Raw genomic sequence first — 24,604 nt, forward strand, 5'->3', positions numbered from 1 at the left:
TTTGAAGAAATTCTGCTAAAATGACTTGTGTTCGGCAAAGACGCCTATATAGGGAGTCTTTGCCTTTTTATATATATTTATGATTCAACCGTTTATTTAAGAGTTGAACGTCAGGAGTATTTTGAGTATTCAAAGTACCGACAAAGCCTAGGAGGTAAGAATTATGTCATACGTAGAAGAGATTTTAGAGAAGGTTGTAGCTGCAAACCCGAACGAGCCGGAGTTTCATCAGGCTGTTAAGGAAGTTTTGGAGTCATTAAAGCTTGTTGTTGATGCAAATGAGGAGCTTTACAGAAAGAACGGTATCTTAGAGAGACTTGTAGAGCCGGAGAGAATTATTTCATTCAGAGTTCCATGGGTTGATGACAATGGAAATGTACAGGTAAACAAGGGATATCGTGTACAGTTCAACAATGCAATAGGTGCTTACAAGGGAGGACTTCGTTTCCATCCTACAGTAAACCAGTCAATACTTAAATTCCTCGGATTTGAGCAGGTACTTAAAAACTCACTTACAGGTCTTCCTATGGGTGGAGGAAAAGGCGGTTCAAACTTTGATCCTAAGGGAAAATCAGACAGAGAAGTAATGGCATTCTGCCAGAGCTTTATGAACGAGCTTTATAAGCATATCGGAAAAGACACAGATGTACCTGCAGGTGATATCGGTGTAGGCGGTAGAGAGATCGGTTACCTTTTCGGTCAGTACAAGAGACTTACAACATTGTTTGAGGGTGTTCTTACAGGAAAGGGAATTCCTTTCGGAGGTTCTTTAGCAAGAACAGAGGCTACAGGTTACGGTCTTGTATATATTCTTGATGAGATGCTTAAGGCAAACAACAAGGAACTTAAGGGAAAGACAGTTGTAGTTACAGGTTCAGGAAATGTTGCAATCTATGCAATACAAAAGGCACAGCAGCTTGGAGCAAAGGTTGTTGCACTCTGTGATTCAAACGGTTATGTATATGATGAGAACGGTATACAGGTAGATATTGTTAAGGATATCAAGGAAGTTAAGAGACAGAGAATATCAGAGTATGCAAACAGAGTATCTTCTGCCAAGTATACAGAAGGTAAGGGAATCTGGAATATCAAATGTGATATCTACCTTCCATGTGCTACTCAAAACGAGCTTGATCTTGACGGAGCGAAGGCACTTGTAGCTAACGGCTGCTTTGCAGTGGCAGAGGGTGCAAACATGCCTACAACTCTTGAGGCAACAAAGTATCTTCAGGATAACGGAGTACTCTTTATGCCGGGTAAGGCTTCAAATGCAGGAGGTGTATCTGTTTCAGGTCTTGAGCAGAGCCAGAATGCTATGAGACTTTCATGGACATTTGAGGAAGTTGATGAGAAGCTTAAAGGCATTATGAAGGATATCTTTACAAAGGTTGACGATGCGGCTAAGAGATACGGTCAGGAAGGCAACTATGTAGCAGGTGCTAATATTGCCGGATTTGAGAAGGTTGCAAACGCAATGATTTCACAGGGAATTGTATAAAAAATTGTACAAAATTAAATACATAAGCATTTAAAAGCCCTTTTTTAAGGGCTTTTTTTTAATTCCTATTGACTTACTGGGAATTAAGCCTTAAAATTCCAATATAGTTAATAGAATACTGGTTTTCTATTATAGATTACCCCTAAGCTCAAGGGAGAGGTGAAAGGAAAAATCAATGTCATTATTAAATGTAAATAATTTAACAGTTTCCATAGAAGATGATGAGAATTTAAAGGAAATTCTTCATGGAGTAAATATAGAAATTAAAAAAGGCGAAACACATGTACTTATGGGACCGAACGGAGCAGGTAAGTCAACACTCGGCTATGCTCTTATGGGTAATCCAAGATATGTTGCAAACAGCGGAGAAATTATATTTGACGGTAAGAATATAATTGATGAATCAGCAGACAAGCGTGCAAAGGCAGGAATGTTCTTATCATTCCAGAATCCTCTTGAGGTACCGGGCCTTCCACTCAGCAGTTTTATCAGAAATGCAGTAGAGTCTGTAAGCGGCAAGAGAGTAAAGATGATGCAGTTTAAAAAGGACCTTGCAAAGAATATGGAAGTCTTAAATATGGACAGCGAGTATGCCAACAGAGCCTTGAATGTAGGATTTTCAGGCGGTGAGAAGAAAAAGGCTGAGATATTACAGCTTCTTATGCTTTCACCGAAGCTTGCAATACTTGATGAGACAGATTCAGGACTTGATGTGGATGCTGTAAGAACAGTTTCAGCCGGTATCAAAGAATATCAGAAGAAAAAAGATGGTGCTCTCCTTATAATCACTCACAGTACAAGAATACTTGAGTCATTAAAGGTTGACTATACACATATTATGGTAGACGGAAAAATCATAAAGACAGGAGATGCTTCTTTGGTAGATGAAATCAATGAGCATGGATTTGAAAAGTATATTCAGGAGAGCAAATAATGAAGGAAAAGACATATGTAGAAGACATTAACAGAAGTATGTATGACTTCAGAAATGAAGATAAGGACAACTTCAAAATAGCTGCAGGTCTTACACCTGAGTTAGTGTCTCAGATTTCAAAAGAAAAGAACGATCCTGCCTGGATGCAGAATTTCAGATTGCAGGCATTACAGATATATAATCAGATGGAAGTTCCGCCATGGGGTCCTTCTATAGACGGTCTTGATATTGACAATATTGTTACTTATGTAAGACCTAATACACATATGAAGACAAAGTGGTCAGAGGTTCCTGAGGATATCAAGGATACCTTTGAAAAACTCGGTATACCACAGGCTGAAAGAAAATCTTTGGCAGGTGTAGGTGCACAGTATGATTCAGAACTTGTATACCACAATGTAAGAGATGAAGTTTCACAGATGGGTGTTGTATATACAGATCTTGAGAGTGCAATGCATGGTGAATATGCAGATATGATTCAGAAGCATTTCATGAAGCTTGTAAAGCCGAACGATCATAAGTTTGCTGCATTGCATGGTGCGGTATGGTCAGGCGGTTCATTTGTATATGTGCCGAAGGGCGTTCATCTTGATATTCCATTGCAGTCATATTTCAGACTTAATGCAAAGGGTGCAGGACAGTTTGAGCATACACTTATTATCGTAGATGAGGGTGCGGATCTTCACTTTATTGAAGGATGTTCGGCACCAAAATATAATGTGGCCAATCTTCACGCAGGATGTGTGGAGCTTTATGTAGGAAAGAATGCAAGACTCAGATATTCGACTATAGAGAACTGGTCAAAGAATATGTACAATCTCAACACAAAGAGAGCTGTTGTGGAAGAGGGCGGAAGAATTGAATGGGTTTCAGGTTCATTCGGTTCACATGTATCATATCTTTATCCTATGAGTATATTAAAGGGTAGAGGTGCAAGAATGGAGTTCACAGGAATTACATTCGCAGGTGCAGGACAAAACCTTGATACAGGTTCAAAGGTAGTACATGCGGCACCTGATACATCTTCATTTATAAATACAAAATCAATTTCAAAGGGTGGCGGTATATCTACATTCAGAAATGCTGTAGTGGTATCTGAAAAAGCAAAGAATGCAAAGGCTGCAGTATCATGTGAGTCCTTGATGCTTGATGATATATCACGCTCGGATACAGTGCCTGCTATGGATATCAGATGTGCGGATGCCGATGTAGGTCATGAGGCAAGAATCGGAAGAATCAGTGATGATGCCGTATTCTATCTGATGAACAGAGGTATCAGTGAAGAGGATGCAAAGGCAATGATCGTAAGCGGATTTGCCGACAATGTATCAAAAGAATTGCCGCTTGAGTATGCGGTAGAGATGAACAATCTCATTCAATTAGAGATGAAAGGAAGTATTGGTTAATGAGAGATATTACTTTAAACAGAATACCGGTTCTTACCTGGAGATGGCTAAAGATGAATGAGACTGCTGTTTCTATACCAAGTGAAACAGGCAGTGCAAATATAAAAGTTTTAAATGAAAATGCAAATAATGAACTTTCAAAAGACATTATTGAAGCTATGAAGGCCCTTCCTACTGGAATGGGAGCAAATATGACAGAGCTTTGTGACTCTGAAAGTGAAGATATTATTATAAATACTCTTGCAGGTGAAAAGTCAAACAGTCATATAAATATATGCAGAGATAAGGAAAGTCTTGCAAAAGTAAGAGTTTATATCTATGCGGCTGAAGGCAGCGAAGCCAATGTATGGATGGATTACTCTTCAAATGAGGAGAATGCAGGTGCTTTGGCGGTACAGACATTCGTTTTTGCAGAGAAAGATGCAAAGGTAAAATTGTATCAGGTAGGACTTCAGTCAGACAGTGATATTTCACTTAATGATATAGGCGCAAATGTTGAAAAAGACGCTTCATTTGAGCTTGTACAGCTCTTACTTGGTGGAGAGAAGATATTTGCAGGTGCAAGAGCAAGCCTGGTAGGTAAGAGAAGTGAGTTTATATCAGATCTTGGCTACTATGGTAAGGCCGAGGAGCAGATAGATCTTAACTATGTGGCAGACCATATAGGAAAGTCAAGTAATTGCAAAATGATAGCCTCAGGAGTACTTAATGACAATTCAAAGAAGCTTCTAAGAGGTACTATTGACTTTAAGAGAGGCGCAAAAGATGCAACCGGAGAGGAGTCCGAGGATGTACTTCTTTTAGGTCAGAATATCCACAATCAGAGTATACCTGTAATACTCTGTGCCGAGGAAGATGTAGTGGGAACACATGGCGCTTCCATAGGAAACCTTGATGAGGAAATGCTTTTCTATCTCACATCAAGAGGTATGGACAAGGAAAGTGTTACAAAGATGGTGGCTAGAGCAAGAATAGATGCAATAAGCAAAAAGCTGGAGAATGAGGCACTTGAAGAGAAAGTAAATCTTTATCTTGGAGGCAGTGAAGATGAGTAAGAGTATATACAGAAATGATTTTCCGCTTTTAGCATCCGATGATGTTATATATATGGACAATGCGGCTACATCACAAAGACCGCAGGTAGTGTTGGATGCGATGAATGATTTTTATAAGCATCACAATGCAAATCCTTTAAGAGGAGTTTATAAACTCAGTGTGGAAGCTACGCAGGACTATGAGAATGCCAGAAGCAAAGTGGCGAAGTTTATAGGTGCAGCAGGAAGTGAAGAGATAATCTTTACCAGAAATGCATCAGAGAGTTTAAACCTTGTGGCATACAGCTACGGTCTAAACAATATAAAGGCCGGTGATGAGATAGTTGTAAGTATACTTGAGCATCATTCAAATATGCTTCCATGGCAGATGGTGGCAAGAGCTACAGGAGCTAAACTTGTATTCCTTGATTGTGAGGAAGACGGAGAGATTACAAAGGCTGAGATAGACTCTAAAATAAATGAAAATACAAAACTGGTAGCTTGTACACAGATATCAAATGTACTTGGAATACCTACACCTATAGAGTATATCATTGAAAAAGCTCATAGTGTGGGAGCTGTAGTTGTTGTTGACGGTGCACAGAGCATACCTCATAAGAAAATAGATGTAAGAGAACTGGATGCGGACTTTTTTGCATTCTCAGGTCATAAGCTTTGCGGACCAATGGGTATCGGTGTACTCTACGGTAAGAAGGCATTACTTGATTCCATGCCTCCATTCCTTAGCGGTGGAGAGATGATAGAGTATGTTACCAAAGAAAAAGCTACATTTGCGCCACTACCTCATAAGTTTGAGGCCGGTACAGTAAATGCAGAGGGTGCAGTTGGACTTGCGGCAGCTATCGACTATATAGAGAGCATAGGATATGAGAAGATAGAGAGTATCGAAAGAGAGCTGAGTGAGTATGCTATGGAGGTTCTTTCAAAGAACAAGTATGTCAGAATACTTGGTTCAAAAGATCCTGCTAAGCATAGCGGTATAATTAACTTTATACTGGAGGGAGTGCATCCGCATGATGTATCAACGATACTTGATTCAAAGGGTATTGCGGTAAGAGCCGGACATCACTGTGCACAGCCGCTTTTACAACATTTAAAAATAAATTCAACCACAAGAGCAAGTCTTTCTTTCTATAACACAAAGGAAGAGATAGATGCACTCGCAGCAGCTCTATTAGATATAAGAAAGGAGATGGGATACGATGAGTGAGAACAGAGCCTTTTATAATGAGATTCTGACAGAGCATAATTTAAGACCTTATCATAAACATGATCTTGCAGATGCCAATCTTATACTGGACGGTGTCAATCCAAGCTGTGGCGATCATATCACTTTAAAGCTTAAAGTAAATGATGAAGGCATCATAGAAGACGGTGCTTTTGTAGGAGACGGATGTGCCATATCACAGGCTTCAGCAGATATAATGCTTGATATGGTAATAGGTCTTGAAAAGGATGAAGCTATCAGACTCTCAGATATGTTCTTCCGTATGATAAAGGGAGAAGCGAGCGAGGAAGAGATAGAGGAACTTGATGAGGCTGGAGCCCTTAGAGATATCTCCCATATGCCTGCACGAGTAAAATGTGCAGTGCTTGGCTGGCATACAATGGAAGAGTTGTTGAAATAATAAATAATAAATGAAAACAGGGATGAAAGTCCCTGTTTTTTGTATGGAAAAAGATATAGGTAAGGGGAGATCTATAGTTATAAAAAGAGTAAAATAAAATTATAATAAGTATTTCGGGTTTACATAATTTATATAAAAAGTATAATAAAGTTAGATGTAAGAAAGGGTATTTAAGCTAAGATTATTTGATTAGAAGTTGATAATAGGAGGAGAAGTAATGAAAAGAAGTATATTTTATATAGCAGGTTTAATGTTAGCTATTTTATGCGGTTGCCAAAATAAAAATAATAAATTTGCATATGAAGTTGATAAAAAATATATAGAGTACAGTTCTTTGGTAGAGGATAATTCCGGTAGTTATGATGAACTGAGTACCGAAATGACAGATAGTGAAATAAATGAAATGAAAAGATTGGGATTTTCGCCACAGGAGTTATCGGACACATATACTTCTTTGAAAGAATGTAATGAAGAGGAATTCATTATAGAACTTGCAAACAAGAATTTTGATAAGGTATTTTTAAAAACCCCCAAAGAGAAAGCGACCAAAGAATTTATAGCAGAATATATTTTAAGAGTAAGTATGGAGGATGAGAGTGATAATCTTGAGAAGCTATTAAACTCTATGATAAAGCCGGTTGAAAATCCTTCAAGTTATCCTGTATATCAGGGTATATACACTTTGAGCAGCAAGCGGGCAAGGGAGTATATAAACATATTGTACAGCGAAACTACAGAACTATTACAAAAGAATAGTGTTGTACTACTATATGGAGATGTTGGTGATGAGAATAATTATAATTATCTTGTAAGGCGGAGTAATAATTTGCTGGGGTTGGCCACATTATTTGGAAGCATAAAATATTTGATAGATGATGTATACAAGGATTTACCTGATAAGTCATATATACAATTTACTCAATTATATATAAGTGAGTTGTATTATGATACACATTTAAATGAATCTTATTATCACCTAAATTATGAAAAACAGATGGTTGGGGCAAATAATAGAGGTGTAGTTCTGTCACCTAAAAAGGAGAGTTATAGTGAAGTTATTACAACAGATATATTTAGGAGAAGAGGTAATATAGACCTTGAAATTTTCTTGGAAAATTATAAAAAAGAAAAAAATTCAAATGAGAATATACTAAATGTTGCTGCTTTTAAGTTTGCTGATTTAATGAAGAACATGGCTAATGGAGTAGTGGATTATTTATATAGCTATAAAAAAGAGGATAGGATTATGTCAGAGCATAATCAAAGTATATTAACCCAAAATTATTATTGTGGCGGAACATTTAGTGTAGATAATTATAGGTGTGTCGTTGTTGCAGGTTTATTTGATCCTGATACTATAAAAAGGATAAGAATGGTTAATGAGAGCGGATTTAAAGAACTGTTAAGAGTGGAGTGTGGTATTGAAAATCCTACTTTTGAGTTTGAAGATGTAGGTAATGAAGAGTATCAAGAAATTATTAAAAAATTGTGGAACGGTGGATGTAATATTTTAGAAGAACCCGCAAAAAATTTTGATAGGATAATTTTTTTAGAAGATCAATATGATGATATGACAAAATCAAAAATATCGTTTATGGATATATTGGTAAATGGATCACAATAATTTGTGAGTATATAACTAAGAATAGACAATATATTGATTTTATAGTTAATATTTAATATATAAACTATAAGTTTATTAGCAAAGCAAATATTAAAAATAGTGTTGCAAAAGTCCTGACAGTAAATGAAAGCTTTTATTAAGAAGCTGATAATTATGGAAAAAAGATGGTAGTGGGGTGAAAAAATGAAAAAAAGTAAGATTTTTATAGGTATGTTACTTTGCCTGTGCTTATGTGCTTGTACTAAAAAAGAAGATAAGGTTGAGAGAGGAGGATATGATCTTACATATAAAACCGGTTATTATGCAAGTGAAATTAATGAAGATAAAGATGCATTATATGTAATGTATTTATATAATGGGATTGGTGATAATACGGAATGGGGAGGTGAGGATGATGATATAATCCCCAATAAATACGCTACAGATAATGACCTACAGGGAAGATATTTGGATACTTCTAGGGATGAAAATGGAAATCCTTTGGGATTTAATTTGAAAACTACAGAGCTTGATAAATTCAATGTTGATATATATGATATTAAAACAGGGGAAAAGCTTAAAACAATAGATGTAAAAAGTATATTTGATAATGATGATAATATAAAACCTGACAAACCATATAAAGCAATTGCATTAGAATATGACGGGAAACCATATATTAAGGTGTGGTCTGAAAAAACAAGCAAAGATATAGAAAATGGATATGAAGATAGGCTAAAATCTGTATTTATCAATATAGAAGATGAAACATATTTTGAAGATTGGGCAAGGGATGTTTCAGACAGATATAAAAAAAGTGAAAAGATAGCGTTTGTTAATAAACGGGATATTTTTAATGATATACTTTTAAAGCAAAATTCACTTTATTCATATATTACGGTTAGTTCATTCTCAGATTGGGAAGGTTTCATGGATGTATATATATATGATATAGGAAGAATTCCAAAAGAAAGTAAGAAACTTTATGAATTATTCCCACATTTAAGGGAGAATCTGGATAAACTTATGGCAAAAGGAGAAAGGGCTAAAGTGACCTTTATGTTATCTGACAGTATAAGCGATAAGGAATTAGCGGATATGTTCTTTGAGAATGTAGAGGATATATCGTTTGACGGGGTGATAGTAGACGGCAGGCATTCGGTAGACGGATTGCCGCATAAGATTAATAACTTTGATGATTTTAAAAAGTATATGGAGCCGGAGGAGATGGAAAGGTCGAGATATAAGCCTATACCTGATAACAGATAGATATATTGACGGAGGAGTAGAAGGATGAAGAGAGCCCTTTTATTATTTGTATTTTGCATAATATTTTGCATCGGATGTGGAAGTAAAGATAAAAAGATGGATGAAAATACAACACATAAGATTGTAGATGACGGTTACACAGTGACATGGGGAATAAAAAATAAACTGCACGGGCTTTGGATTAGTGAAGACGGAAATGCCCTCTGTGCGATACAGGATAATGATATAAAAGAAAGTGAAGACCCTGTAATAAGATATATGCTATATATACCTTTAAAATATGCCGTGGAAGTTAATATGACAGTGAATTCAAACAGAATGAGGGATGTAGATACAGATAAAACATATTTAGAAAGAAATATAGAAAATTTTGACGTAAAGGTTTATGGTATAGGAGGTTGGAAGATAAAAAATGAAATAGATGTTCTTGAAATTTTAAAAGAAAAGAATATGAATATAATGCCTACCGACTATACTATGTTCACAACAAGAATGTATGAAAATAAGCCCTGTCTTGTATTCGGGGCGGAAGATATAGTGCCTTCAAATGAAGATAAGAACAATAATACAAAAAGGATGATATATATTGATGTAGAGACAGGAGAGCTGTTTGAAAAAGAATATGAGGATATCATAGGTGATTTGGAAGATGAAAATAGAATAAACCTAATATACACATCACAATTTAGTAGGTTTATGGAACAAAATATGGGTAGGGTGCTGTGGTCAGATTTTGATGCGAACTATGTAAGAACATTAAGCTTTTTTGAAGGATGCAGGCAGATACATTTTACTGATATAGAAGATATCTCAGAAAATAATACAAAGCTGTTTAATATGTTCCCTAAACTTAAGAGCTTATACGATGGAATAAAAAATAAGAATGAAGATAAAGTAAGGGAGAATATTGCAGTGGATATAGTACTTACAGGTAATCCAAGTGAAGAGGAAATAATATCAATTATACTGCCTGAGGGTAGAGAAGTGTCTTTTGAAGGAGTTAAAATAAATGCTGAAAATTCAGTAGACGGAAAAGAGCATGATATTCATAGCTTTGATGAATGGAGAGAATACTGTAAACCCGCTAAGGATCCCGGTAAATATGCATCACCGGTAGTTAAGTAATAGGATAGTATGAAAAATTAATTATAAAAAGCTCCGACTACGTTTAAATCGGAGCTTTTTATATCGAACAAAAATACAATAAAAAATCTCTCCTACCTTGAAAATGAGCCGTTTTTGTGGCATACTTGTTTCTAGTGTCTTAATAAAAATTTGAATATTCTGACATAGTTTAATTGTTATACTGCTTTTTGGGCGGATAAATTTATATAGAAGAGGAGTGCTCATGAAAAAGGGATATTTGGCGGCTGCAGCGTTGCTGTTATTTTTGACAGGCTGTGGTGGAAACAAGTCATATTCATACCATCCTGATCAAAGCTCTATATTTATATCCGGGGACGGCACACTAAAGTCCGCCTTGGTTGAAGAAATAGATACGGAAGCGAAGAGCGATGAGCTTGAAAGCTTTGCCAACGCAGAGATAGAAGACTTTAATAAGTTAAATGCGGATAATCAGGTAAAACTTGAAGATGCCGCAATAAAAAAGAATGTGGCAAAACTGGTATTTTCATACAGCTCATTTGAATGTATGAAAGAGTTTGCAAAGTTCACTCAAGACAACAGCTTTGATTTGAATTCTGTAGAGGTATACAATCTTAAAGATATTGATGTATCGAAGATGGATTCAATAGAGATACCGGAGGGGATTAAAGGCAATTATATTGCGATAATAGACGGTAAGGCCGATGTGTATACAGAGGGGAAGATCACCTATGTATCAAATGATATCGAGTTTGATGATAATACTGCCAAGGTAGATGGCTTTAATTATATTATATTTAAATAAAGGAGAAATTCATGGAATATAGCATGGAAAAAATCATAGCACTGGCTAAATCAAGAGGATTTGTATATCCGGGTTCAGAGATATACGGCGGTCTTGCAAATACCTGGGACTATGGTAACTTGGGTGTTGAATTAAAGAATAATGTTAAAGCTGCCTGGTGGCAGAAGTTTATAAAGGAGTCACCATACAATGTAGGTGTTGACTGTGCCATTTTGATGAATCCACAGACATGGATAGCATCAGGACATTTGGGAAGCTTCTCAGATCCTTTGATGGACTGTAAGGAATGCCATGAGAGATTTAGAGCGGACAAGATTATTGAGGACTATATGCAGGAAAATAATGTTACTATAGACGGTAGCGTGGATGCATGGTCAAATGATGAGATGAAAAAGTACATTGATGAGCATGAGATAGCTTGTCCAACCTGTGGTAAGCACAATTTTACAGATATTCGTCAGTTCAACCTTATGTTCAAGACCTTCCAGGGCGTAACAGAGGATGCTAAAAATGTGGTTTATTTAAGACCTGAGACGGCACAGGGTATTTTTGTAAACTTTAAGAATGTACAAAGAACTTCAAGAAAGAAAGTACCTTTCGGTATAGGACAGATCGGTAAGTCATTCAGAAATGAGATCACTCCGGGTAACTTCACATTCAGAACAAGAGAGTTTGAGCAGATGGAGCTTGAGTTCTTCTGTAAGCCGGGTACAGACCTTGAGTGGTTTGAGTATTGGAGAGGTTTCTGTAGAGACTGGCTTATAGCCCTCGGTATCAAAGAGGATCAGATGAGACTTAGAGACCATGACAAAGAGGAGCTTAGTTTTTATTCAAATGCTACAACAGATATAGAATTCCTCTTCCCGTTCGGTTGGGGCGAGCTTTGGGGAATCGCAGACAGAACGGATTATGACCTTGGTCGTCATCAGGAAGTTTCAGGACAGGATCTTACATATTTTGATGATGAGACAAGTGAGAGATACATTCCATATGTAGTAGAGCCTTCACTTGGTGCAGACAGAGTTACTTTAGCATTCCTTTGTGCGGCATATGATGAAGAGACTCTTGAGGGTGGTGATACAAGAACAGTTCTTCACTTCCATCCTGCACTTGCTCCTGTTAAGATCGGTATTTTACCGCTTTCAAAGAAGCTTAATGAGGGTGCTCTTAAGATTTCCGAGGAATTGTCAAAGTATTACAATGTAGAGTTTGATGACAGAGGAAATATCGGTAAGAGATATCGTAGACAGGATGAAATAGGTACACCGTTCTGTATTACATATGACTTTGACTCCGAGAATGACAATGCTGTAACTGTAAGAGACAGAGACAGTATGGAGCAGGTAAGAATTCCGATAGCAGAGCTTAAGGCTTACTTTGAGGACAAATTCAGATTTTAAAATTTAACTTATTTTTTGGTAGAGCTTTAACTTCACTTTTGTGGAGGGAAGCTCTAATCAACTTTAAACCGGTAGCGAAAGGAAGAGATTATGGCACATTATAATCATAGTGCAATAGAGAAGAAATGGAAGAAAAACTGGGAAGCAAACCCTGTAAATGTTGATGATGGAAAAAAGCCAAAGTACTATTGCTTGGATATGTTTCCATATCCTTCAGGTTCAGGACTTCATGTAGGACACTGGAGAGGATATGTAATATCTGATGTATGGAGCAGATATCAGGTGCTAAAGGGACATTATGTAATTCATCCTATGGGTTGGGATGCATTCGGTCTTCCTGCAGAGAACTACGCAATAAAGATGGGAGTTCATCCTGCAAAGTCTACAGCAGAAAATGTAGCTAATATCAAAAGACAGATAAATGAAATCGCGGCACTTTATGATTGGGACAGAGAAGTAAATACCACAGATCCTAACTTTTATAAGTGGACACAGTGGATATTTGTTCAGATGTTCAAAAAAGGTCTTGCATATGAGAAGGAATTCCCTATCAACTGGTGTCCTTCATGTAAGACAGGTCTTGCAAATGAAGAGGTTGTAGACGGAAAATGCGAGAGATGCGGAACACCTGTTACAAAGAAGAATCTTCGTCAGTGGATGTTAAAGATAACAGCATATGCAGACAGACTTCTTAATGACCTTGACAAGCTTGACTGGCCTGAGAAGGTTAAAAAGATGCAGTCGGACTGGATAGGAAAGAGCTATGGTGCCGAGGTAAACTTTAAGGTGGATGGACAGGACAAAAATATTGTGGTTTATACTACAAGACCTGATACTCTTTACGGTGCTACCTTTATGGTACTTTCACCTGAGCATGAGCTTGCAAAATCTCTGGCTACAGATGAGACAAGAGATGCGGTAGAAAAATATATCTTTGACAGCTCAATGAAGTCAAATGTAGACAGAATGCAGTCAAAAGAAAAGACAGGTGTATTTACAGGTTCTTATGCAATCAATCCTTTAAACGGCGCAAAGACACCTATTTGGCTTTCAGACTATGTTTTGGCTGACTATGGTACAGGTGCTATTATGTGTGTACCTGCACATGATGACAGAGACTTTGAGTTTGCAAAGAAATTTGATCTTCCTATAGTTCAGGTTATAGCAAAAGACGGTAAAGAAATTGAAAATATGACAGAAGCCTACACAGATGCTGTAGGAACAATGATAAATTCAGGCGACTGGAATGGTATGGAGAGTGCGAAGTTAAAGCTTGAAGCACCACAGATGATTGAAGAAAAGGGTTATGGTAAGAAGACTACCAACTACAAGCTTCGTGACTGGGTATTCTCAAGACAGCGTTACTGGGGAGAGCCTATTCCGATAATTCATTGTCCACATTGTGGAAATGTTCCTGTACCTGAGGAACAGCTTCCTCTTGAGTTGCCTAAGGTAGAGAGCTATCAGCCTACAGGAACCGGCGAGTCACCACTTGCGGCTATTGATGAGTGGGTAAATACAACATGTCCTGTGTGTGGTGCCGCCGCAAAACGTGAGACAAACACCATGCCGCAGTGGGCAGGATCAAGCTGGTATTTCCTTAGATATGTGGATCCGCACAATGATAAGGAGCTTGTAAGCAAAGAGATGGCAGATAAATACCTTCCTGTAGATATGTATATCGGTGGCGTTGAGCATGCCGTACTTCACCTTCTTTATTCAAGATTCTATACCAAGTTCTTAAATGATATAGGTGTGGTTGATTTTGATGAGCCTTTCACAAAGCTTTTCAATCAGGGTATGATAAACGGTAGTGACGGACAGAAGATGAGTAAGAGTAAGGGAAATGTGGTTTCACCTGATGATCTTGTTCGTGATTATGGCTGTGATGCCCTTAGAATGTATGAGCTTTTCGTAGGTCCGCCTGAGCTTGATGCCGACTGGGATGACAGAGGTATCGAGGGTGTATCAAGATTTTTAAATAAGTTCTACAAGCTTGTAATGGACAATAAGGATAAGAATGTAGAGGCTGACAGAGAACTTTTAAGAGTACGTGCAAATCTTATCTCGGATATTGAGCAAAGATTTAATGCATTCAGCTTAAATACAGTTATCGCAGGCTTTATGGAGTACAATAATAAGCTTAATGAGCTCAGCAAAAAGAACGGTGTGGATAAGGAAACACTAAAGGCATTTACAATATTGCTTGCACCTTTTGCACCTCATATAGGTGAGGAGCTTTGGGAAGAGCTTGGTGGAGAAGGCTCGGTATTCCATGCAGAGTGGCCTACATTTGATGAAAGCCATAAGGAAGTGGATACAATAGAGGTTCCTGTTCAGATAAACGGAAAGACCAAGCTTGTTATTGAGCTTGATGCCAATGTAAGCAAGGAAGACGCTATAGAGGCAGGTAAGAAAGCTCTATCAGAAGCCGGAAAGCTTGAAGGAACAATAAGAAAAGAAATTTATGTTCCAAAGAAGATTATAAATATAGTGGTTGGATAAATCAAAAAATCTTGGAATCGGCGTTTGCCGGCTCCAAGATTTTTTATTAAATAATTACCAATTAAACATTTCAATCGCCTTTATAATATCAGCAGATTTAGAAGGGTTTTCTTTAATCTCATTTATCAGCGATAAAAAGTCATTATGGAAAGTGCAGCTTACATCATTATAGCAACGATGAATCATCCATATATTATGAAATGTAGGATTTTTCTTTACCGATTCAATCAGTGCTTCTTCATAGCCCTTTTTATAAAACTTTTCTACAAAGTGGACCAACTCTCCGGGTGACCCGAAGTCAACACTCGGGTTTTGTGATATTATTTCCAAGATAGGCTTCACAAATTGGAATGAATCGGGATACTCAAGCATTGCATCTATTATTTCACTATTAATATAATACTCTTCATCGGGTACCACAGCTTCTTTTAGTGCAGTAATTATATCTTCTTTATTCATAATTCTCACATTTACAAATTATTGTAATCCCTTTTTAAAGAAATTCTTGAACTCAGCCACTTCTGCAGATGATTGAGTGATTGAAACTGAGTGTCTTGCACCGGCAGTTATACCGGGTTCATATGTCATAGGAACAAATTGCAGAGAAACTTCAGGATTTCCTACAAAACAAAAACCTAGAGATGTTTTTGTGAAGCTCTCATTTGCTTTATTAAATACCATTGCATCCCCATACTCTGTAAGTTCTGCATTTACAGGAATAACTACAACTTCGCCTTCCTTGTATCCTACAATAAAGTTACTATGTCTTGTAACCTGAACTATAACAGCATTGGTACAGTTTTCCATATGGCAATAAATCAGCTTGTAATCATCACCGTTTGCAACACTGCTGTTAAATATTTCTCTCATTCTGGCTTTATTTTTTCGATTTTCCTCGTCAGTTGCCCCCATAAAAGCCTTTTTAAATAAATCCATTAGCGCCATAATAATCTCCATTCCGTCATCACAGGTGATGGCATAAATATATTAATGTCTAAACCAGGGTATGACCCTGTTGACATGTTTACAATACTCTATATATTCCGATCCGAATTTATCAAGCAACCACTTTTCTTCAGTCTGCTTCATCAGTACAGTTAAGAATATATATAAAACTACCGGAATTATAAGCAAGTACACATTATGTGCAGTTATCAGAATACCTGTACACACACATAAAAATGCAAGATATATAGGGTTTCTGACAATGGAATATATTCCGATTGTTACCAGATGCCCGCTGCTTATCTCTTTACTGATTCTTTGAATGAGTACAGCATATATCCACAATGCAACTCCGATAAAAATGAGCATAAAGCCTATACGCATTGCTTCAGATTTTAAGCCGGGAAGATCTCCGCCATTTAGAAATCCTTTCTTTTTTAAGAAAAGTCCAAAGGCGGTTAGAAGTAAACAACTGACGGCATAAATAGGACCGACACCAAAAACAGGTAATGTATTTTTTTTCATATAAGCCCCCTTTATATAAACTGTTTATACATTAAATCTAAAGAGTATTACATCTCCATCCTGTACTACATATTCTTTACCTTCTATACGCACCAAGCCTTTTTCCTTGGCGGCAGATGTAGAGCCACAGTCAAGAAGATCCTGATAGTTGATAACCTCAGCTTTGATAAATCCACGCTCAAAGTCTGAGTGAATCTTTCCTGCCGCTCCCGGAGCCTTTGTACCTTTCTTTATAGTCCAAGCTCTGCACTCATCCTCACCGGCTGTAAGATAGCTTAAAAGTCCAAGCAGATCATAGCTGGCTGCAATAAGCTTATCAAGACCTGACACCGAGATACCGAGAGCATCAAGATATTCTGCCTTTTCCTCATCATCCAGCTGTGAAATTTCTTCTTCAATGGCTGCACATACAACAAATACCTTCGCATTTGACTTTGCGGCATATTCTTTTACCTTAGCTACATACTCATTTGAAGCACCGTCATCAGCAAGGTCATCCTCAGCCACATTTGCAGCGAAGATAACAGGCATATATGTGATAAGTCCAAGTGATTTTACAAATGCGACATCCTCTTCATCAGAAGATGTGTAGCTGCTTGCCATATTGTCATTTTCAAGTATATCCTTAAGTTCCAAAAGTATATCAAGCTCATGCTTTAAGGCTTTATCATTCATAGCAGCTTTTTTAGTCTTTGCAATTCTTCGCTCCAAAATCTCAATATCGGAGAATATAAGCTCTAAGTTGATAGTTTCGATATCTCTGATTGGATCAACACTTCCCTCTACATGGATGATATTTGAATCATCAAAGCATCTTACAACATGGATGATGGCATCACATTCACGGATATTTGATAAAAACTGGTTTCCAAGACCTTCACCCTTGCTGGCACCCTTTACAAGACCTGCGATATCTACAAAGTCTATAAGTGCCGGTGTTACCTTTTTTGTATTATATAATTTGCCAAGTTCCTTTAATCTGTCATCCGGCACCGCTACAACACCTACATTAGGGTCAATAGTAGCAAAAGGATAGTTTGCAGCAGTGGCACCTGCCTTTGTCAATGAGTTAAATAATGTACTCTTACCTACATTCGGTAGGCCAACGATTCCTAGTTTCATATAAAAAACCTTCTTTAAAATATTTTTGTATTGAATAATTATATTCGCAATAAAACCTGAATAAATATCAGGGTTAACCTGTTATATTTTAACATATAGGTATATAATTTAAAAGAGTAAAGCAAGGAGCTTTTGCAGAAAGGATGACCGGATGAAATTGCCGTATGGAGCAAATGAAGATGATTTTGAAAAATATAAAAAAATAGTTTCAGAATTTACAAATAATGACAAGAATTTAGATGAATCTACATTAGAAATAATGAATATAGCATATTCTACCGGGGGTGATTATTCGGATGAAATACTACTTGAGTATGTAAAAGCTTATTTTAATATGAACAGTACAAATTAGAATTTACCGAGGTAACATAGAATGAAAAAGATGAGAGCAATAGTGGAAAAAGGGCGCTCAGGTGTTCCAAGACTGTTGTTTTTGATTTTGATGACCATTTTTCTTCTGACTGGTTGTTTGGTAAATACTGCCGGTTCAGTGCAAGAGGTCGAGAGCTATCATCAGATCGATCAAGATATGGCAAAGCAGATGATGACCCGGGATGACGGGCATGTGATTGTAGATGCCCGCAGGCAAGATGAATACGATGCAGGCCATATTCCTGGCGCAATTCTAATTCCGAATGAGAGCATTGAAGCGGAGCGGCCGGAAGAACTCCCGGATCTGGATCAGATCATCCTGATTTACTGCCGAAGCGGGAACAGATCCAAGCAAGCAGCGCAAAAGCTTGCGAACATGGGATATACCAACATCTACGAATTCGGCGGGATCAACACCTGGTCCGGAGAGATCGTGACAGGAGAAACTACTATGGAGATACCGGAGGATATAAAAACAATCTATCTTGCAGGCGGCTGCTTCTGGGGAACGCAGAAGTTCTTTGATCAGTTTGTCGGCGTAATCCGAACAGAAGCAGGTTATGCAAACGGACCTGACGAAGCTCCGACCTATCAGGACGTCTGTAACAGCAGCGGGCATGCCGAGACAGTGCGGGTCGACTATGACCCTGCTGTAATTTCTCTGACTGATTTGCTGAATTACTATTTCATGGTGATCGATCCGCTCTCTGTAAACAAACAGGGCAATGATCGAGGCATCCAGTACCGGACGGGGATCTATTATACGGAAGAAGACCAGCTTCCGGAGATCGAAGCGGTTTATCGGGCGGAGGAAGAGAAAGCCGGAGCCAGGCTTGCTGTTGAACTGCTTCCGTTGGAAAACTTCTTCCCCGCAGAAGAGTATCACCAGAAGTATCTGGACAAGAATCCCGGCGGCTACTGCCATATCCCGCGCAGTTACTTTGATCTTCAGCAAAACAGCGCAGAAGAATCTGCAGAAGAACTTCGGGTGCGGATCGGCGATTTGGCCTTTGAGGTCACACAGCACGCCGCCACGGAGTACGCCTTCACCGGCGAGTATGACGACTTCTTTGAAAAGGGCCTTTATGTCGACATTGTCAGCGGCGAACCGCTCTTTACATCCATGGACAAGTATAGTATAATTCCGGGTGTGGCTGGCCGGCGTTCACCAGGCCGATCGCGGAAGATGCTGTCACTGAGGCCGTGGACACTTCACATGGTATGGTCCGGACGGAAGTGCGCAGCAGCGGCGCGGATTCCCATCTGGGTCACGTGTTCAACGATGGTCCCCGCGAGTCCGGCGGGCTGCGTTATTGCATCAACTCGGCAGCTCTTAGATTCATTCCCTACGATGAACTGGAAGAACAAGGGTATGGGGAGTATCGGAAGCTCTTTGAGTAAGAATAATCAAAAATCAATACAAGGGGGCATATAGCAATGGAAGAAAAAAGAATCTATGAAATGGACATGGTAAAACAAGAAGACAAAAAAGCTGCAAAGAAAACACCTTTTTACCAAACAGAATCTACAGGAGGGTCGGTGTGGGTGATTAAACCGGGACAAACCCTGCAGAAGCACCGTCACCACAATTCTGATGATATCTGGATCATTTTACAGGGAGAAGGAATATTCTATCCCGAACCGGATAAAGAGATTCCCTTAAAAAAAGGACAGGTTATCGTTTCTCCTAAAGGTGCATGTCACGGCGCAATGAACACAGGAACAGAGGATATAGTTTTTGTGAGTATCGTTGCACCGGTTCCGGCAGATTATGATCCTATAGGCGAATGAAATACATTTTTTTGAATGTGTTTTGATAAATTCAAGTTTGTTGAACTGAAAAATTGAATACTAAATGCGTAAGACGATAGAAAAGAAAAAAATCTATCGTCTTTTTTCATGCCTATTTTCAATTTATATTGCGATCAATAAATAGGGGAAACTCACTAATTAGCGAACTAGTATTTCAAGTACCTTTCACTAATATATACACGACAAAATGCTAATTCCCTTAAATATGTTAAAGACAATAAAGGAGATAATATGATAAGGATCAGAAGTCCCACTAAGAAAAAACTAAATAGTAAGAGTATCAGCGATTGGAAAAGTAATACTTCTGGTCGCTTTTTTTATTGAAATGAAAAGGAGAAATTTAAAAAGATGAAACAAGAAATGATTAACATCAACGCCAACTTATTGGCGGAACCTACTTTCTCAAACTTTGAAAAAGACGGAGAAACGGTAGAAGTTGCAAATTTTACGCTTGTAAAAAAGTACGGTAAGGGTAAGGAGTATATCAACTGTGCAGCTTATGGAGAAAAGACAGAAATAGCAAAAGCCTTTGAGAAAGGCGATTTGATTCATATCTTCGGCTACTTTAAGAAGCGTGAAAAAGAGGGAAAGACTTACAAAAACTTTGTAGTGAAGTCATATAACAAGATTGAAAAGAAGGAAGAAAACGAGGAGGAATAAATATGGATTTTTTTGTTCAGGCAGTCAATGTATTACAGATTTTGGTTATGGCAGTAGGAGCCGGACTTGGAGCCTGGGGAGTCATTAACCTTATGGAGGGATATGGAAATGATAATCCAGGAGCAAAATCCCAAGGCATTAAGCAGCTTATGGCAGGGGGAGGCATTGCCCTTATCGGATTAAAACTAATTCCGCTTCTTGCCAATGTGATTAAGTAAAAGGAGAGAGTATGTTTGAGATATTAGACAAGATAGAAGAGTTTTTCAGAGAGCTTCTACTGGGCAGTATCCAAGCAAACTTAGAGTCTATGTTCCTTGATCTAAACGATAAAGTTGGGTCAGTGGCAACAGATGTAGGACAAACGCCAATGGGCTGGAATAGTGATGTGTTTCAATTCATCAAAAGCATTAACGATACCGTCATTATTCCGATAGCCGGGCTAATCATAACAGCAATCCTATGTATTGAACTTATCAACATGATTATGCAGAAAAATAATATGCAGGATACCGATACTTTTGAGTTTTTCAAATACATTATCAAGATGTGGATTGCTGTTTGGTTAGTGTCTCATTCCTTTGAGTTTTCCATGGCAGTCTTTGATGTGGCTCAAAACATGGTCAATAAGGCGGCAGGAGTCATCAATACAACTGCTGTTGTATCAGGAGATGAAATTATCGCTATGGTGGATTCCATAAAAGGAAAAACCTTAGGAGAGCTTATAACAATTCTTTTTGAAATCTCCTTAATCAAAGTTGCCATGCAAGCAATCTCTATATTAGTCATGGTGATTGTTTACGGAAGAATGTTTGAAATCTATGTTTATGCTTCTGTCTCGGCAATTCCCTTTGCCACTATGGGAAATAAGGAATGGGGACAGATTGGAACGAACTACATTAAAGGCTTGTTTGCCTTAGGACTACAAGGACTTTTTATCATGGTTTGCCTTGGAATATACGCAGTACTGGTAAAAACAATAGAAATCACGGATATGCACAAAAGCACGATGATGATTCTTTGCTATGCAGTTTTACTTGGACTCATGATGCTAAAGAGTGGATCACTAGCAAAGAGTGTACTAAATGCACATTAGGGAAAGAGAGGGAAGAAGATGAACAAAAGAAAAACTGGAATTTTAGTAGGAACAATGGTTTTGGCAAGTTTGGCAGTTATCAAATGGCTTAGCCTAAATCAAAGACTGGAAGATTTAGAGGAGGTGAATGAGAGTCTAATTGCTTCTCAAAATAATCTCCAGCTAACGCAGGAAAGACAGAATAGAAGGACGGAAGGAGATATTGCAAGAATTCAGGAAGAAATTGGAACAGTATATGAGCATATGGAAGAATTATCCAAGGAAAGAGAAGAGAGGATCTAAGCCATGGCGTATGTACCGATTCCAAAGGATTTAAAGAGAGTGAAAACAAAAGTTGCCTTTAATCTTACGAAAAGACAGCTTATCGGCTTTTCCATTGCAGGATTGTTGGGCTTTTCAGCTTATATCTTTGTACGGAAACTGGTGCCAAATGATATTGCCGTCCTGTTTTTGATTACCGCTACCCTTCCAGTATTTTTTATTACGCTTTTTGAAAAAGATGGCTTGGTTTTCGAACAGTATTTTAAGCTCATATATCTTCATAAGTTTTATCAACCGGGGAAAAGAGTGAGAAAGGAGGTTTACCTTGCAGAACAAAAGAAGATTGCAAACAATCATTTTAAAGAAAAACAAAAGGGCATTAAAAAGAAGGCTACAGGAGAAAGACCATAGTAAGCTGACAGTTTCTAAAGCAAGCAAAGGAGTTTTAACGTCGGTTCTTGGAAAAGAGCTAAAGCGTTACACCGTAGAAGATACATTGCCCTATATCAGACTTCTAAAAAATGGCATTTGCCAGCTTGATGAAAGGCATTTTAGTAAGACTGTTTCCTTTCAGGATATTAACTACCAGCTTGCCTTAGATGAGGACAGAGACTTGATTTTTAATCAGTTTAGCAAGATATGGTTAAATTAGAACTTTACAAGGAGGAATTTTATGGATGTAATACAAGCGTTTCTTGACGGTGTTGCTATAGCGGCTATTTTTAACGGGGCGGTAGCTACCTTGGTACTCATTAATCCAAGATTCTTTTTTAATTCTTATCCAAAGGCCATACAAAAGGCCGCACCCGAACAAATGACAAAACAGGAGAAGAAGATAAACAGGATATTAACCGTTTTCATTGTTGGAATTTGTTTTGCCTATTCGACAGCAAGCGTTTTACACAAAGGGATTACCGGTTTTTGGAATGTGTTTTGGACGGGATATATTCAGTGGAGCATATTAAACTTAGGTGATTTTTTCTTGTTAGACTTTCTGTTGTTTCAGGGAAAGTATAAAAACAAAATTGTCATCCCAGGAACAGAAGGGCACAAGGATTATGAATTTAATAACTGGATGAAACATTTGGCAGTTGTTGAACATTTTCTAGTGATTCCTTTCTTATTTATTCCGGTTGTATCGGCAATTCAGGCTTTGTTTATTGGTTTTTTAGGAAGATAAGCAAGGAGCTTTTGTGGAAAGGATGACCGGATGAAATTGCCGTATGGAGCAAATGAAGATGATTTTGTAACTTTTTCAAGAGCACAAAAATATTTTATGTTAAAATGGTTTTGCTATATTGCAGTATAATGCATCACATTGAAGGATATATGATTTACAATGTGTGACATATATAAAAATTCATGATACTATACCATATATAAAGAGGTAATGAATATGGCTACAACAAATATTAATATAAGAGTAGATTCAGAATTGAAGCAATCAGCTGAAGAGTTGTTTAATGATTTAGGTTTAAATATGTCATCAGCTATTACGATATTTTTAAAAAGTGTTGTCAGTTATGACGGAATACCGTTTGAGTTAAAGAGAAATGCTCTAAATACAAAAACCAAAATTGAACTTAGCGAATATTAGAAACTTATATTGGAGGAGAATATGATAAATAAAAAATTAAAATTTGGTGTCGTAAAAGAAATTTTCAGTTGGGCATCTGTACTTGTTGTTGCTGCTGTAATAGCAACTGTCTTAAATCTTGTTATTATAGCAAATTCAAGAGTGCCGACTCCTTCTATGGAGAATACTATAATGACAGGTGACAGAATTATCGGATCCAGACTCACTTATCTTTTTAATGAGCCAAAGCGTGGAGATATTATAATATTTAAGTTTCCAGATAATGAGAAGAAGTACTATGTAAAAAGAATTATCGGCGAGCCGGGAGATATTGTGGATATTAAGAACGGAGAAGTGTATTTGAACAATTCCGAAACTCCTCTTGAAGAAAATTATATAAAAGAGCCTATGATTCCGGAAGCGGATATGCATTTTGAAGTTCCTGAAGGAGCTTATTTTTGTTTAGGTGATAACCGGAACGCCTCCGAAGACTCCAGAAGATGGGTTCATTCATATGTATACAAGGAAAAAATAATTGCAAAAGTAATATTCAGATATTTTCCGGGATTTAAAATGTTAAAATAATTACCCTGAAGTTTTTAGATATACTGAACCGTTAAAGGTGCTTCATATATAAAAGGAATTGTCAAAAAGAACAGGGATAAGTCAAGCTGATATAAGCAGACTGGAAAACGGATTGTAAAAAGCTAAGGGCAATATCGTACAAGTATATGAAGCTTAATATCAAAGATGAGTGTCATATTGATGATATGTTATATATACCATATAATTAAATAAAAAGGATAAGTGGAAAATGAGAACATTTGATGATATGTTGAATAAGCAGCTTAAAGATATAAATTTCAAAAAAGAATACGAAAACATACAACCAGAAATAGATGTTATAAGGGCTATTGTTGACACCGGAACATCGCAAGATCTTACACAAAAAGAACAGGAATAAATTAAGCTGATATAAGTAAATTGGAAAACGGTACAAGAAATCCAACGGTAAATTTGAAGGAGAACCT

General features: G+C 37.5%; 28 protein-coding genes and 1 pseudogene. 25 read left to right on the forward strand and 4 right to left on the reverse strand.

Translation table 11 applies throughout. From position 1 onward, the window contains the following. The first annotated feature begins 163 nt into the window (after positions 1-163). From gdhA to leuS, 12 genes are all read left to right on the forward strand, one after another. Entirely contained in the window at positions 164-1,498 is a 1,335-nt protein-coding gene (gdhA, locus tag HMPREF1140_RS06055) for an NADP-specific glutamate dehydrogenase (RefSeq protein ID WP_009663106.1), read from the forward strand. Between the two features lie 175 nt (positions 1,499-1,673). After that, complete coding sequence (gene sufC, locus HMPREF1140_RS06060; protein WP_007593681.1) at positions 1,674-2,432, forward strand: Fe-S cluster assembly ATPase SufC; 759 nt, start codon at positions 1,674-1,676, stop codon at positions 2,430-2,432. Beyond that, positions 2,432-3,838, forward strand: coding sequence for a Fe-S cluster assembly protein SufB (gene sufB / locus HMPREF1140_RS06065; RefSeq protein ID WP_007593679.1), 1,407 nt, complete (start codon positions 2,432-2,434; stop codon positions 3,836-3,838). Before sufC ends, sufB begins: the two co-directional genes overlap by 1 nt. Continuing rightward, positions 3,838-4,893, forward strand: coding sequence for a SufB/SufD family protein (locus HMPREF1140_RS06070; protein ID WP_009663152.1), 1,056 nt, complete (start codon positions 3,838-3,840; stop codon positions 4,891-4,893). The genes sufB and HMPREF1140_RS06070 overlap by 1 nt, the downstream gene beginning before the upstream one ends. Further along, positions 4,886-6,103: an aminotransferase class V-fold PLP-dependent enzyme gene (locus tag HMPREF1140_RS06075; protein ID WP_009663003.1), complete on the forward strand. Its 1,218-nt coding sequence runs from the start codon at positions 4,886-4,888 to the stop codon at positions 6,101-6,103. Before HMPREF1140_RS06070 ends, HMPREF1140_RS06075 begins: the two co-directional genes overlap by 8 nt. Then, positions 6,096-6,521, forward strand: a complete 426-nt coding sequence (gene sufU / locus HMPREF1140_RS06080) for a Fe-S cluster assembly sulfur transfer protein SufU (protein ID WP_009663045.1) — start codon at positions 6,096-6,098, stop codon at positions 6,519-6,521. Before HMPREF1140_RS06075 ends, sufU begins: the two co-directional genes overlap by 8 nt. Before the next feature lie 217 nt (positions 6,522-6,738). Then, entirely contained in the window at positions 6,739-8,145 is a 1,407-nt protein-coding gene (locus tag HMPREF1140_RS06085) for a hypothetical protein (RefSeq protein ID WP_009663009.1), read from the forward strand. 183 nt (positions 8,146-8,328) lie between these two features. Next, positions 8,329-9,393 carry a hypothetical protein gene (locus HMPREF1140_RS06090; RefSeq protein WP_009662992.1) on the forward strand — a complete coding sequence of 355 codons (1,065 nt, stop codon included), beginning with the start codon at positions 8,329-8,331 and terminating at the stop codon, positions 9,391-9,393. Positions 9,394-9,417: 24 nt separating this feature from the next. Continuing rightward, positions 9,418-10,518, forward strand: a complete 1,101-nt coding sequence (locus HMPREF1140_RS06095) for a hypothetical protein (RefSeq protein ID WP_009663074.1) — start codon at positions 9,418-9,420, stop codon at positions 10,516-10,518. A gap of 223 nt (positions 10,519-10,741) precedes the next feature. Further along, a complete protein-coding gene (locus HMPREF1140_RS06100; protein WP_009663142.1) occupies positions 10,742-11,302 on the forward strand; it encodes a hypothetical protein in 561 nt (186 codons plus the stop codon). 11 nt (positions 11,303-11,313) lie between these two features. Then, positions 11,314-12,702: a glycine--tRNA ligase gene (locus tag HMPREF1140_RS06105; RefSeq protein ID WP_009663092.1), complete on the forward strand. Its 1,389-nt coding sequence runs from the start codon at positions 11,314-11,316 to the stop codon at positions 12,700-12,702. Positions 12,703-12,792: 90 nt separating this feature from the next. Next, complete coding sequence (leuS, locus tag HMPREF1140_RS06110) at positions 12,793-15,207, forward strand: leucine--tRNA ligase (protein WP_009663002.1); 2,415 nt, start codon at positions 12,793-12,795, stop codon at positions 15,205-15,207. Positions 15,208-15,261: 54 nt separating this feature from the next. Here leuS and HMPREF1140_RS06115 read toward each other — a convergent pair whose 3' ends face one another. From HMPREF1140_RS06115 to ychF, 4 genes are read right to left on the reverse strand one after another with little or no spacing between them, the layout of a single operon-like run. Then, positions 15,262-15,666: a hypothetical protein gene (locus HMPREF1140_RS06115; RefSeq protein WP_009663137.1), complete on the reverse strand. Its 405-nt coding sequence runs from the start codon at positions 15,664-15,666 to the stop codon at positions 15,262-15,264. Between the two features lie 18 nt (positions 15,667-15,684). Beyond that, the gene (locus HMPREF1140_RS06120; RefSeq protein WP_009663029.1) at positions 15,685-16,152 is read right to left on the reverse strand and encodes a hypothetical protein; all 468 of its coding nucleotides are present in this window, start codon (positions 16,150-16,152) and stop codon (positions 15,685-15,687) included. Positions 16,153-16,194: 42 nt separating this feature from the next. Beyond that, positions 16,195-16,677, reverse strand: a complete 483-nt coding sequence (locus tag HMPREF1140_RS06125) for a methyltransferase family protein (protein ID WP_009663068.1) — start codon at positions 16,675-16,677, stop codon at positions 16,195-16,197. Positions 16,678-16,701: 24 nt separating this feature from the next. Next, a complete protein-coding gene (gene ychF / locus HMPREF1140_RS06130; RefSeq protein WP_009663094.1) occupies positions 16,702-17,799 on the reverse strand; it encodes a redox-regulated ATPase YchF in 1,098 nt (365 codons plus the stop codon). A gap of 151 nt (positions 17,800-17,950) precedes the next feature. Between ychF and HMPREF1140_RS06135 the strand changes: the two genes are divergently transcribed. From HMPREF1140_RS06135 to HMPREF1140_RS13525, 13 genes and pseudogenes are all read left to right on the forward strand, one after another. After that, positions 17,951-18,151 carry a hypothetical protein gene (locus HMPREF1140_RS06135; protein ID WP_007593640.1) on the forward strand — a complete coding sequence of 67 codons (201 nt, stop codon included), beginning with the start codon at positions 17,951-17,953 and terminating at the stop codon, positions 18,149-18,151. Positions 18,152-18,172: 21 nt separating this feature from the next. After that, positions 18,173-19,606 carry a peptide-methionine (S)-S-oxide reductase MsrA gene (gene msrA, locus HMPREF1140_RS14135; protein ID WP_009663155.1) on the forward strand — a complete coding sequence of 478 codons (1,434 nt, stop codon included), beginning with the start codon at positions 18,173-18,175 and terminating at the stop codon, positions 19,604-19,606. 2 nt (positions 19,607-19,608) lie between these two features. Continuing rightward, entirely contained in the window at positions 19,609-19,962 is a 354-nt protein-coding gene (locus HMPREF1140_RS06145) for a cupin domain-containing protein (protein WP_007593636.1), read from the forward strand. A gap of 369 nt (positions 19,963-20,331) precedes the next feature. Beyond that, a complete protein-coding gene (locus HMPREF1140_RS06155) occupies positions 20,332-20,643 on the forward strand; it encodes a single-stranded DNA-binding protein (RefSeq protein ID WP_007593624.1) in 312 nt (103 codons plus the stop codon). Positions 20,644-20,645: 2 nt separating this feature from the next. After that, a complete protein-coding gene (locus HMPREF1140_RS06160; RefSeq protein WP_007594068.1) occupies positions 20,646-20,861 on the forward strand; it encodes a Maff2 family mobile element protein in 216 nt (71 codons plus the stop codon). 11 nt (positions 20,862-20,872) lie between these two features. Beyond that, positions 20,873-21,736 (forward strand): VirB6/TrbL-like conjugal transfer protein, CD1112 family, encoded by an 864-nt coding sequence (locus HMPREF1140_RS06165; RefSeq protein WP_007593587.1) that lies wholly within the window; start codon positions 20,873-20,875, stop codon positions 21,734-21,736. A gap of 18 nt (positions 21,737-21,754) precedes the next feature. After that, positions 21,755-22,018, forward strand: coding sequence for a hypothetical protein (locus tag HMPREF1140_RS06170; RefSeq protein ID WP_007593585.1), 264 nt, complete (start codon positions 21,755-21,757; stop codon positions 22,016-22,018). A 3-nt stretch (positions 22,019-22,021) separates the two neighbouring features. Then, the gene (locus HMPREF1140_RS06175) at positions 22,022-22,408 is read left to right on the forward strand and encodes a PrgI family protein (protein WP_007593583.1); all 387 of its coding nucleotides are present in this window, start codon (positions 22,022-22,024) and stop codon (positions 22,406-22,408) included. 52 nt (positions 22,409-22,460) lie between these two features. After that, positions 22,461-22,631, forward strand: a pseudogene (locus HMPREF1140_RS14030) (conjugal transfer protein TraE); the annotation flags it as partial. Between the two features lie 39 nt (positions 22,632-22,670). Continuing rightward, the gene (locus tag HMPREF1140_RS06180) at positions 22,671-23,177 is read left to right on the forward strand and encodes a hypothetical protein (protein WP_007593581.1); all 507 of its coding nucleotides are present in this window, start codon (positions 22,671-22,673) and stop codon (positions 23,175-23,177) included. A gap of 210 nt (positions 23,178-23,387) precedes the next feature. After that, complete coding sequence (locus HMPREF1140_RS06185) at positions 23,388-23,594, forward strand: type II toxin-antitoxin system RelB/DinJ family antitoxin (protein ID WP_242822870.1); 207 nt, start codon at positions 23,388-23,390, stop codon at positions 23,592-23,594. A 21-nt stretch (positions 23,595-23,615) separates the two neighbouring features. Next, positions 23,616-24,158, forward strand: a complete 543-nt coding sequence (gene lepB / locus HMPREF1140_RS06190; protein WP_007593575.1) for a signal peptidase I — start codon at positions 23,616-23,618, stop codon at positions 24,156-24,158. A gap of 229 nt (positions 24,159-24,387) precedes the next feature. Beyond that, positions 24,388-24,537 carry a hypothetical protein gene (locus tag HMPREF1140_RS13525; protein WP_007593572.1) on the forward strand — a complete coding sequence of 50 codons (150 nt, stop codon included), beginning with the start codon at positions 24,388-24,390 and terminating at the stop codon, positions 24,535-24,537. Positions 24,538-24,604 lie beyond the last annotated feature (67 nt).

Source organism: Lachnoanaerobaculum sp. ICM7, from assembly GCF_000287675.1.
GTDB lineage: Bacteria > Bacillota > Clostridia > Lachnospirales > Lachnospiraceae > Lachnoanaerobaculum.

Bases quoted from the DNA above. Each gene is read 5' to 3' on its own strand.
- msrA (WP_009663155.1), top strand. From the start codon at position 18,173: ATGAAAAAGATGAGAGCAATAGTGGAAAAAGGGCGCTCAGGTGTTCCA.
- HMPREF1140_RS06115 (WP_009663137.1), bottom strand. From the start codon at position 15,666: ATGAATAAAGAAGATATAATTACTGCACTAAAAGAAGCTGTGGTACCC.
- leuS (WP_009663002.1), top strand. From the start codon at position 12,793: ATGGCACATTATAATCATAGTGCAATAGAGAAGAAATGGAAGAAAAAC.
- HMPREF1140_RS06145 (WP_007593636.1), top strand. From the start codon at position 19,609: ATGGAAGAAAAAAGAATCTATGAAATGGACATGGTAAAACAAGAAGAC.
- sufB (WP_007593679.1), top strand. From the start codon at position 2,432: ATGAAGGAAAAGACATATGTAGAAGACATTAACAGAAGTATGTATGAC.
- HMPREF1140_RS06095 (WP_009663074.1), top strand. From the start codon at position 9,418: ATGAAGAGAGCCCTTTTATTATTTGTATTTTGCATAATATTTTGCATC.
- gdhA (WP_009663106.1), top strand. From the start codon at position 164: ATGTCATACGTAGAAGAGATTTTAGAGAAGGTTGTAGCTGCAAACCCG.
- HMPREF1140_RS06125 (WP_009663068.1), bottom strand. From the start codon at position 16,677: ATGAAAAAAAATACATTACCTGTTTTTGGTGTCGGTCCTATTTATGCC.
- HMPREF1140_RS06180 (WP_007593581.1), top strand. From the start codon at position 22,671: ATGGATGTAATACAAGCGTTTCTTGACGGTGTTGCTATAGCGGCTATT.
- ychF (WP_009663094.1), bottom strand. From the start codon at position 17,799: ATGAAACTAGGAATCGTTGGCCTACCGAATGTAGGTAAGAGTACATTA.
- HMPREF1140_RS06160 (WP_007594068.1), top strand. From the start codon at position 20,646: ATGGATTTTTTTGTTCAGGCAGTCAATGTATTACAGATTTTGGTTATG.
- HMPREF1140_RS06120 (WP_009663029.1), bottom strand. From the start codon at position 16,152: ATGGCGCTAATGGATTTATTTAAAAAGGCTTTTATGGGGGCAACTGAC.
- HMPREF1140_RS06070 (WP_009663152.1), top strand. From the start codon at position 3,838: ATGAGAGATATTACTTTAAACAGAATACCGGTTCTTACCTGGAGATGG.
- HMPREF1140_RS06085 (WP_009663009.1), top strand. From the start codon at position 6,739: ATGAAAAGAAGTATATTTTATATAGCAGGTTTAATGTTAGCTATTTTA.
- sufU (WP_009663045.1), top strand. From the start codon at position 6,096: ATGAGTGAGAACAGAGCCTTTTATAATGAGATTCTGACAGAGCATAAT.
- HMPREF1140_RS06075 (WP_009663003.1), top strand. From the start codon at position 4,886: ATGAGTAAGAGTATATACAGAAATGATTTTCCGCTTTTAGCATCCGAT.
- HMPREF1140_RS06100 (WP_009663142.1), top strand. From the start codon at position 10,742: ATGAAAAAGGGATATTTGGCGGCTGCAGCGTTGCTGTTATTTTTGACA.
- HMPREF1140_RS06165 (WP_007593587.1), top strand. From the start codon at position 20,873: ATGTTTGAGATATTAGACAAGATAGAAGAGTTTTTCAGAGAGCTTCTA.
- HMPREF1140_RS06090 (WP_009662992.1), top strand. From the start codon at position 8,329: ATGAAAAAAAGTAAGATTTTTATAGGTATGTTACTTTGCCTGTGCTTA.
- HMPREF1140_RS06175 (WP_007593583.1), top strand. From the start codon at position 22,022: ATGGCGTATGTACCGATTCCAAAGGATTTAAAGAGAGTGAAAACAAAA.
- HMPREF1140_RS13525 (WP_007593572.1), top strand. From the start codon at position 24,388: ATGAGAACATTTGATGATATGTTGAATAAGCAGCTTAAAGATATAAAT.
- HMPREF1140_RS06155 (WP_007593624.1), top strand. From the start codon at position 20,332: ATGAAACAAGAAATGATTAACATCAACGCCAACTTATTGGCGGAACCT.
- HMPREF1140_RS06185 (WP_242822870.1), top strand. From the start codon at position 23,388: ATGAATATGGCTACAACAAATATTAATATAAGAGTAGATTCAGAATTG.
- HMPREF1140_RS06170 (WP_007593585.1), top strand. From the start codon at position 21,755: ATGAACAAAAGAAAAACTGGAATTTTAGTAGGAACAATGGTTTTGGCA.
- sufC (WP_007593681.1), top strand. From the start codon at position 1,674: ATGTCATTATTAAATGTAAATAATTTAACAGTTTCCATAGAAGATGAT.
- lepB (WP_007593575.1), top strand. From the start codon at position 23,616: ATGATAAATAAAAAATTAAAATTTGGTGTCGTAAAAGAAATTTTCAGT.
- HMPREF1140_RS06105 (WP_009663092.1), top strand. From the start codon at position 11,314: ATGGAATATAGCATGGAAAAAATCATAGCACTGGCTAAATCAAGAGGA.
- HMPREF1140_RS06135 (WP_007593640.1), top strand. From the start codon at position 17,951: ATGAAATTGCCGTATGGAGCAAATGAAGATGATTTTGAAAAATATAAA.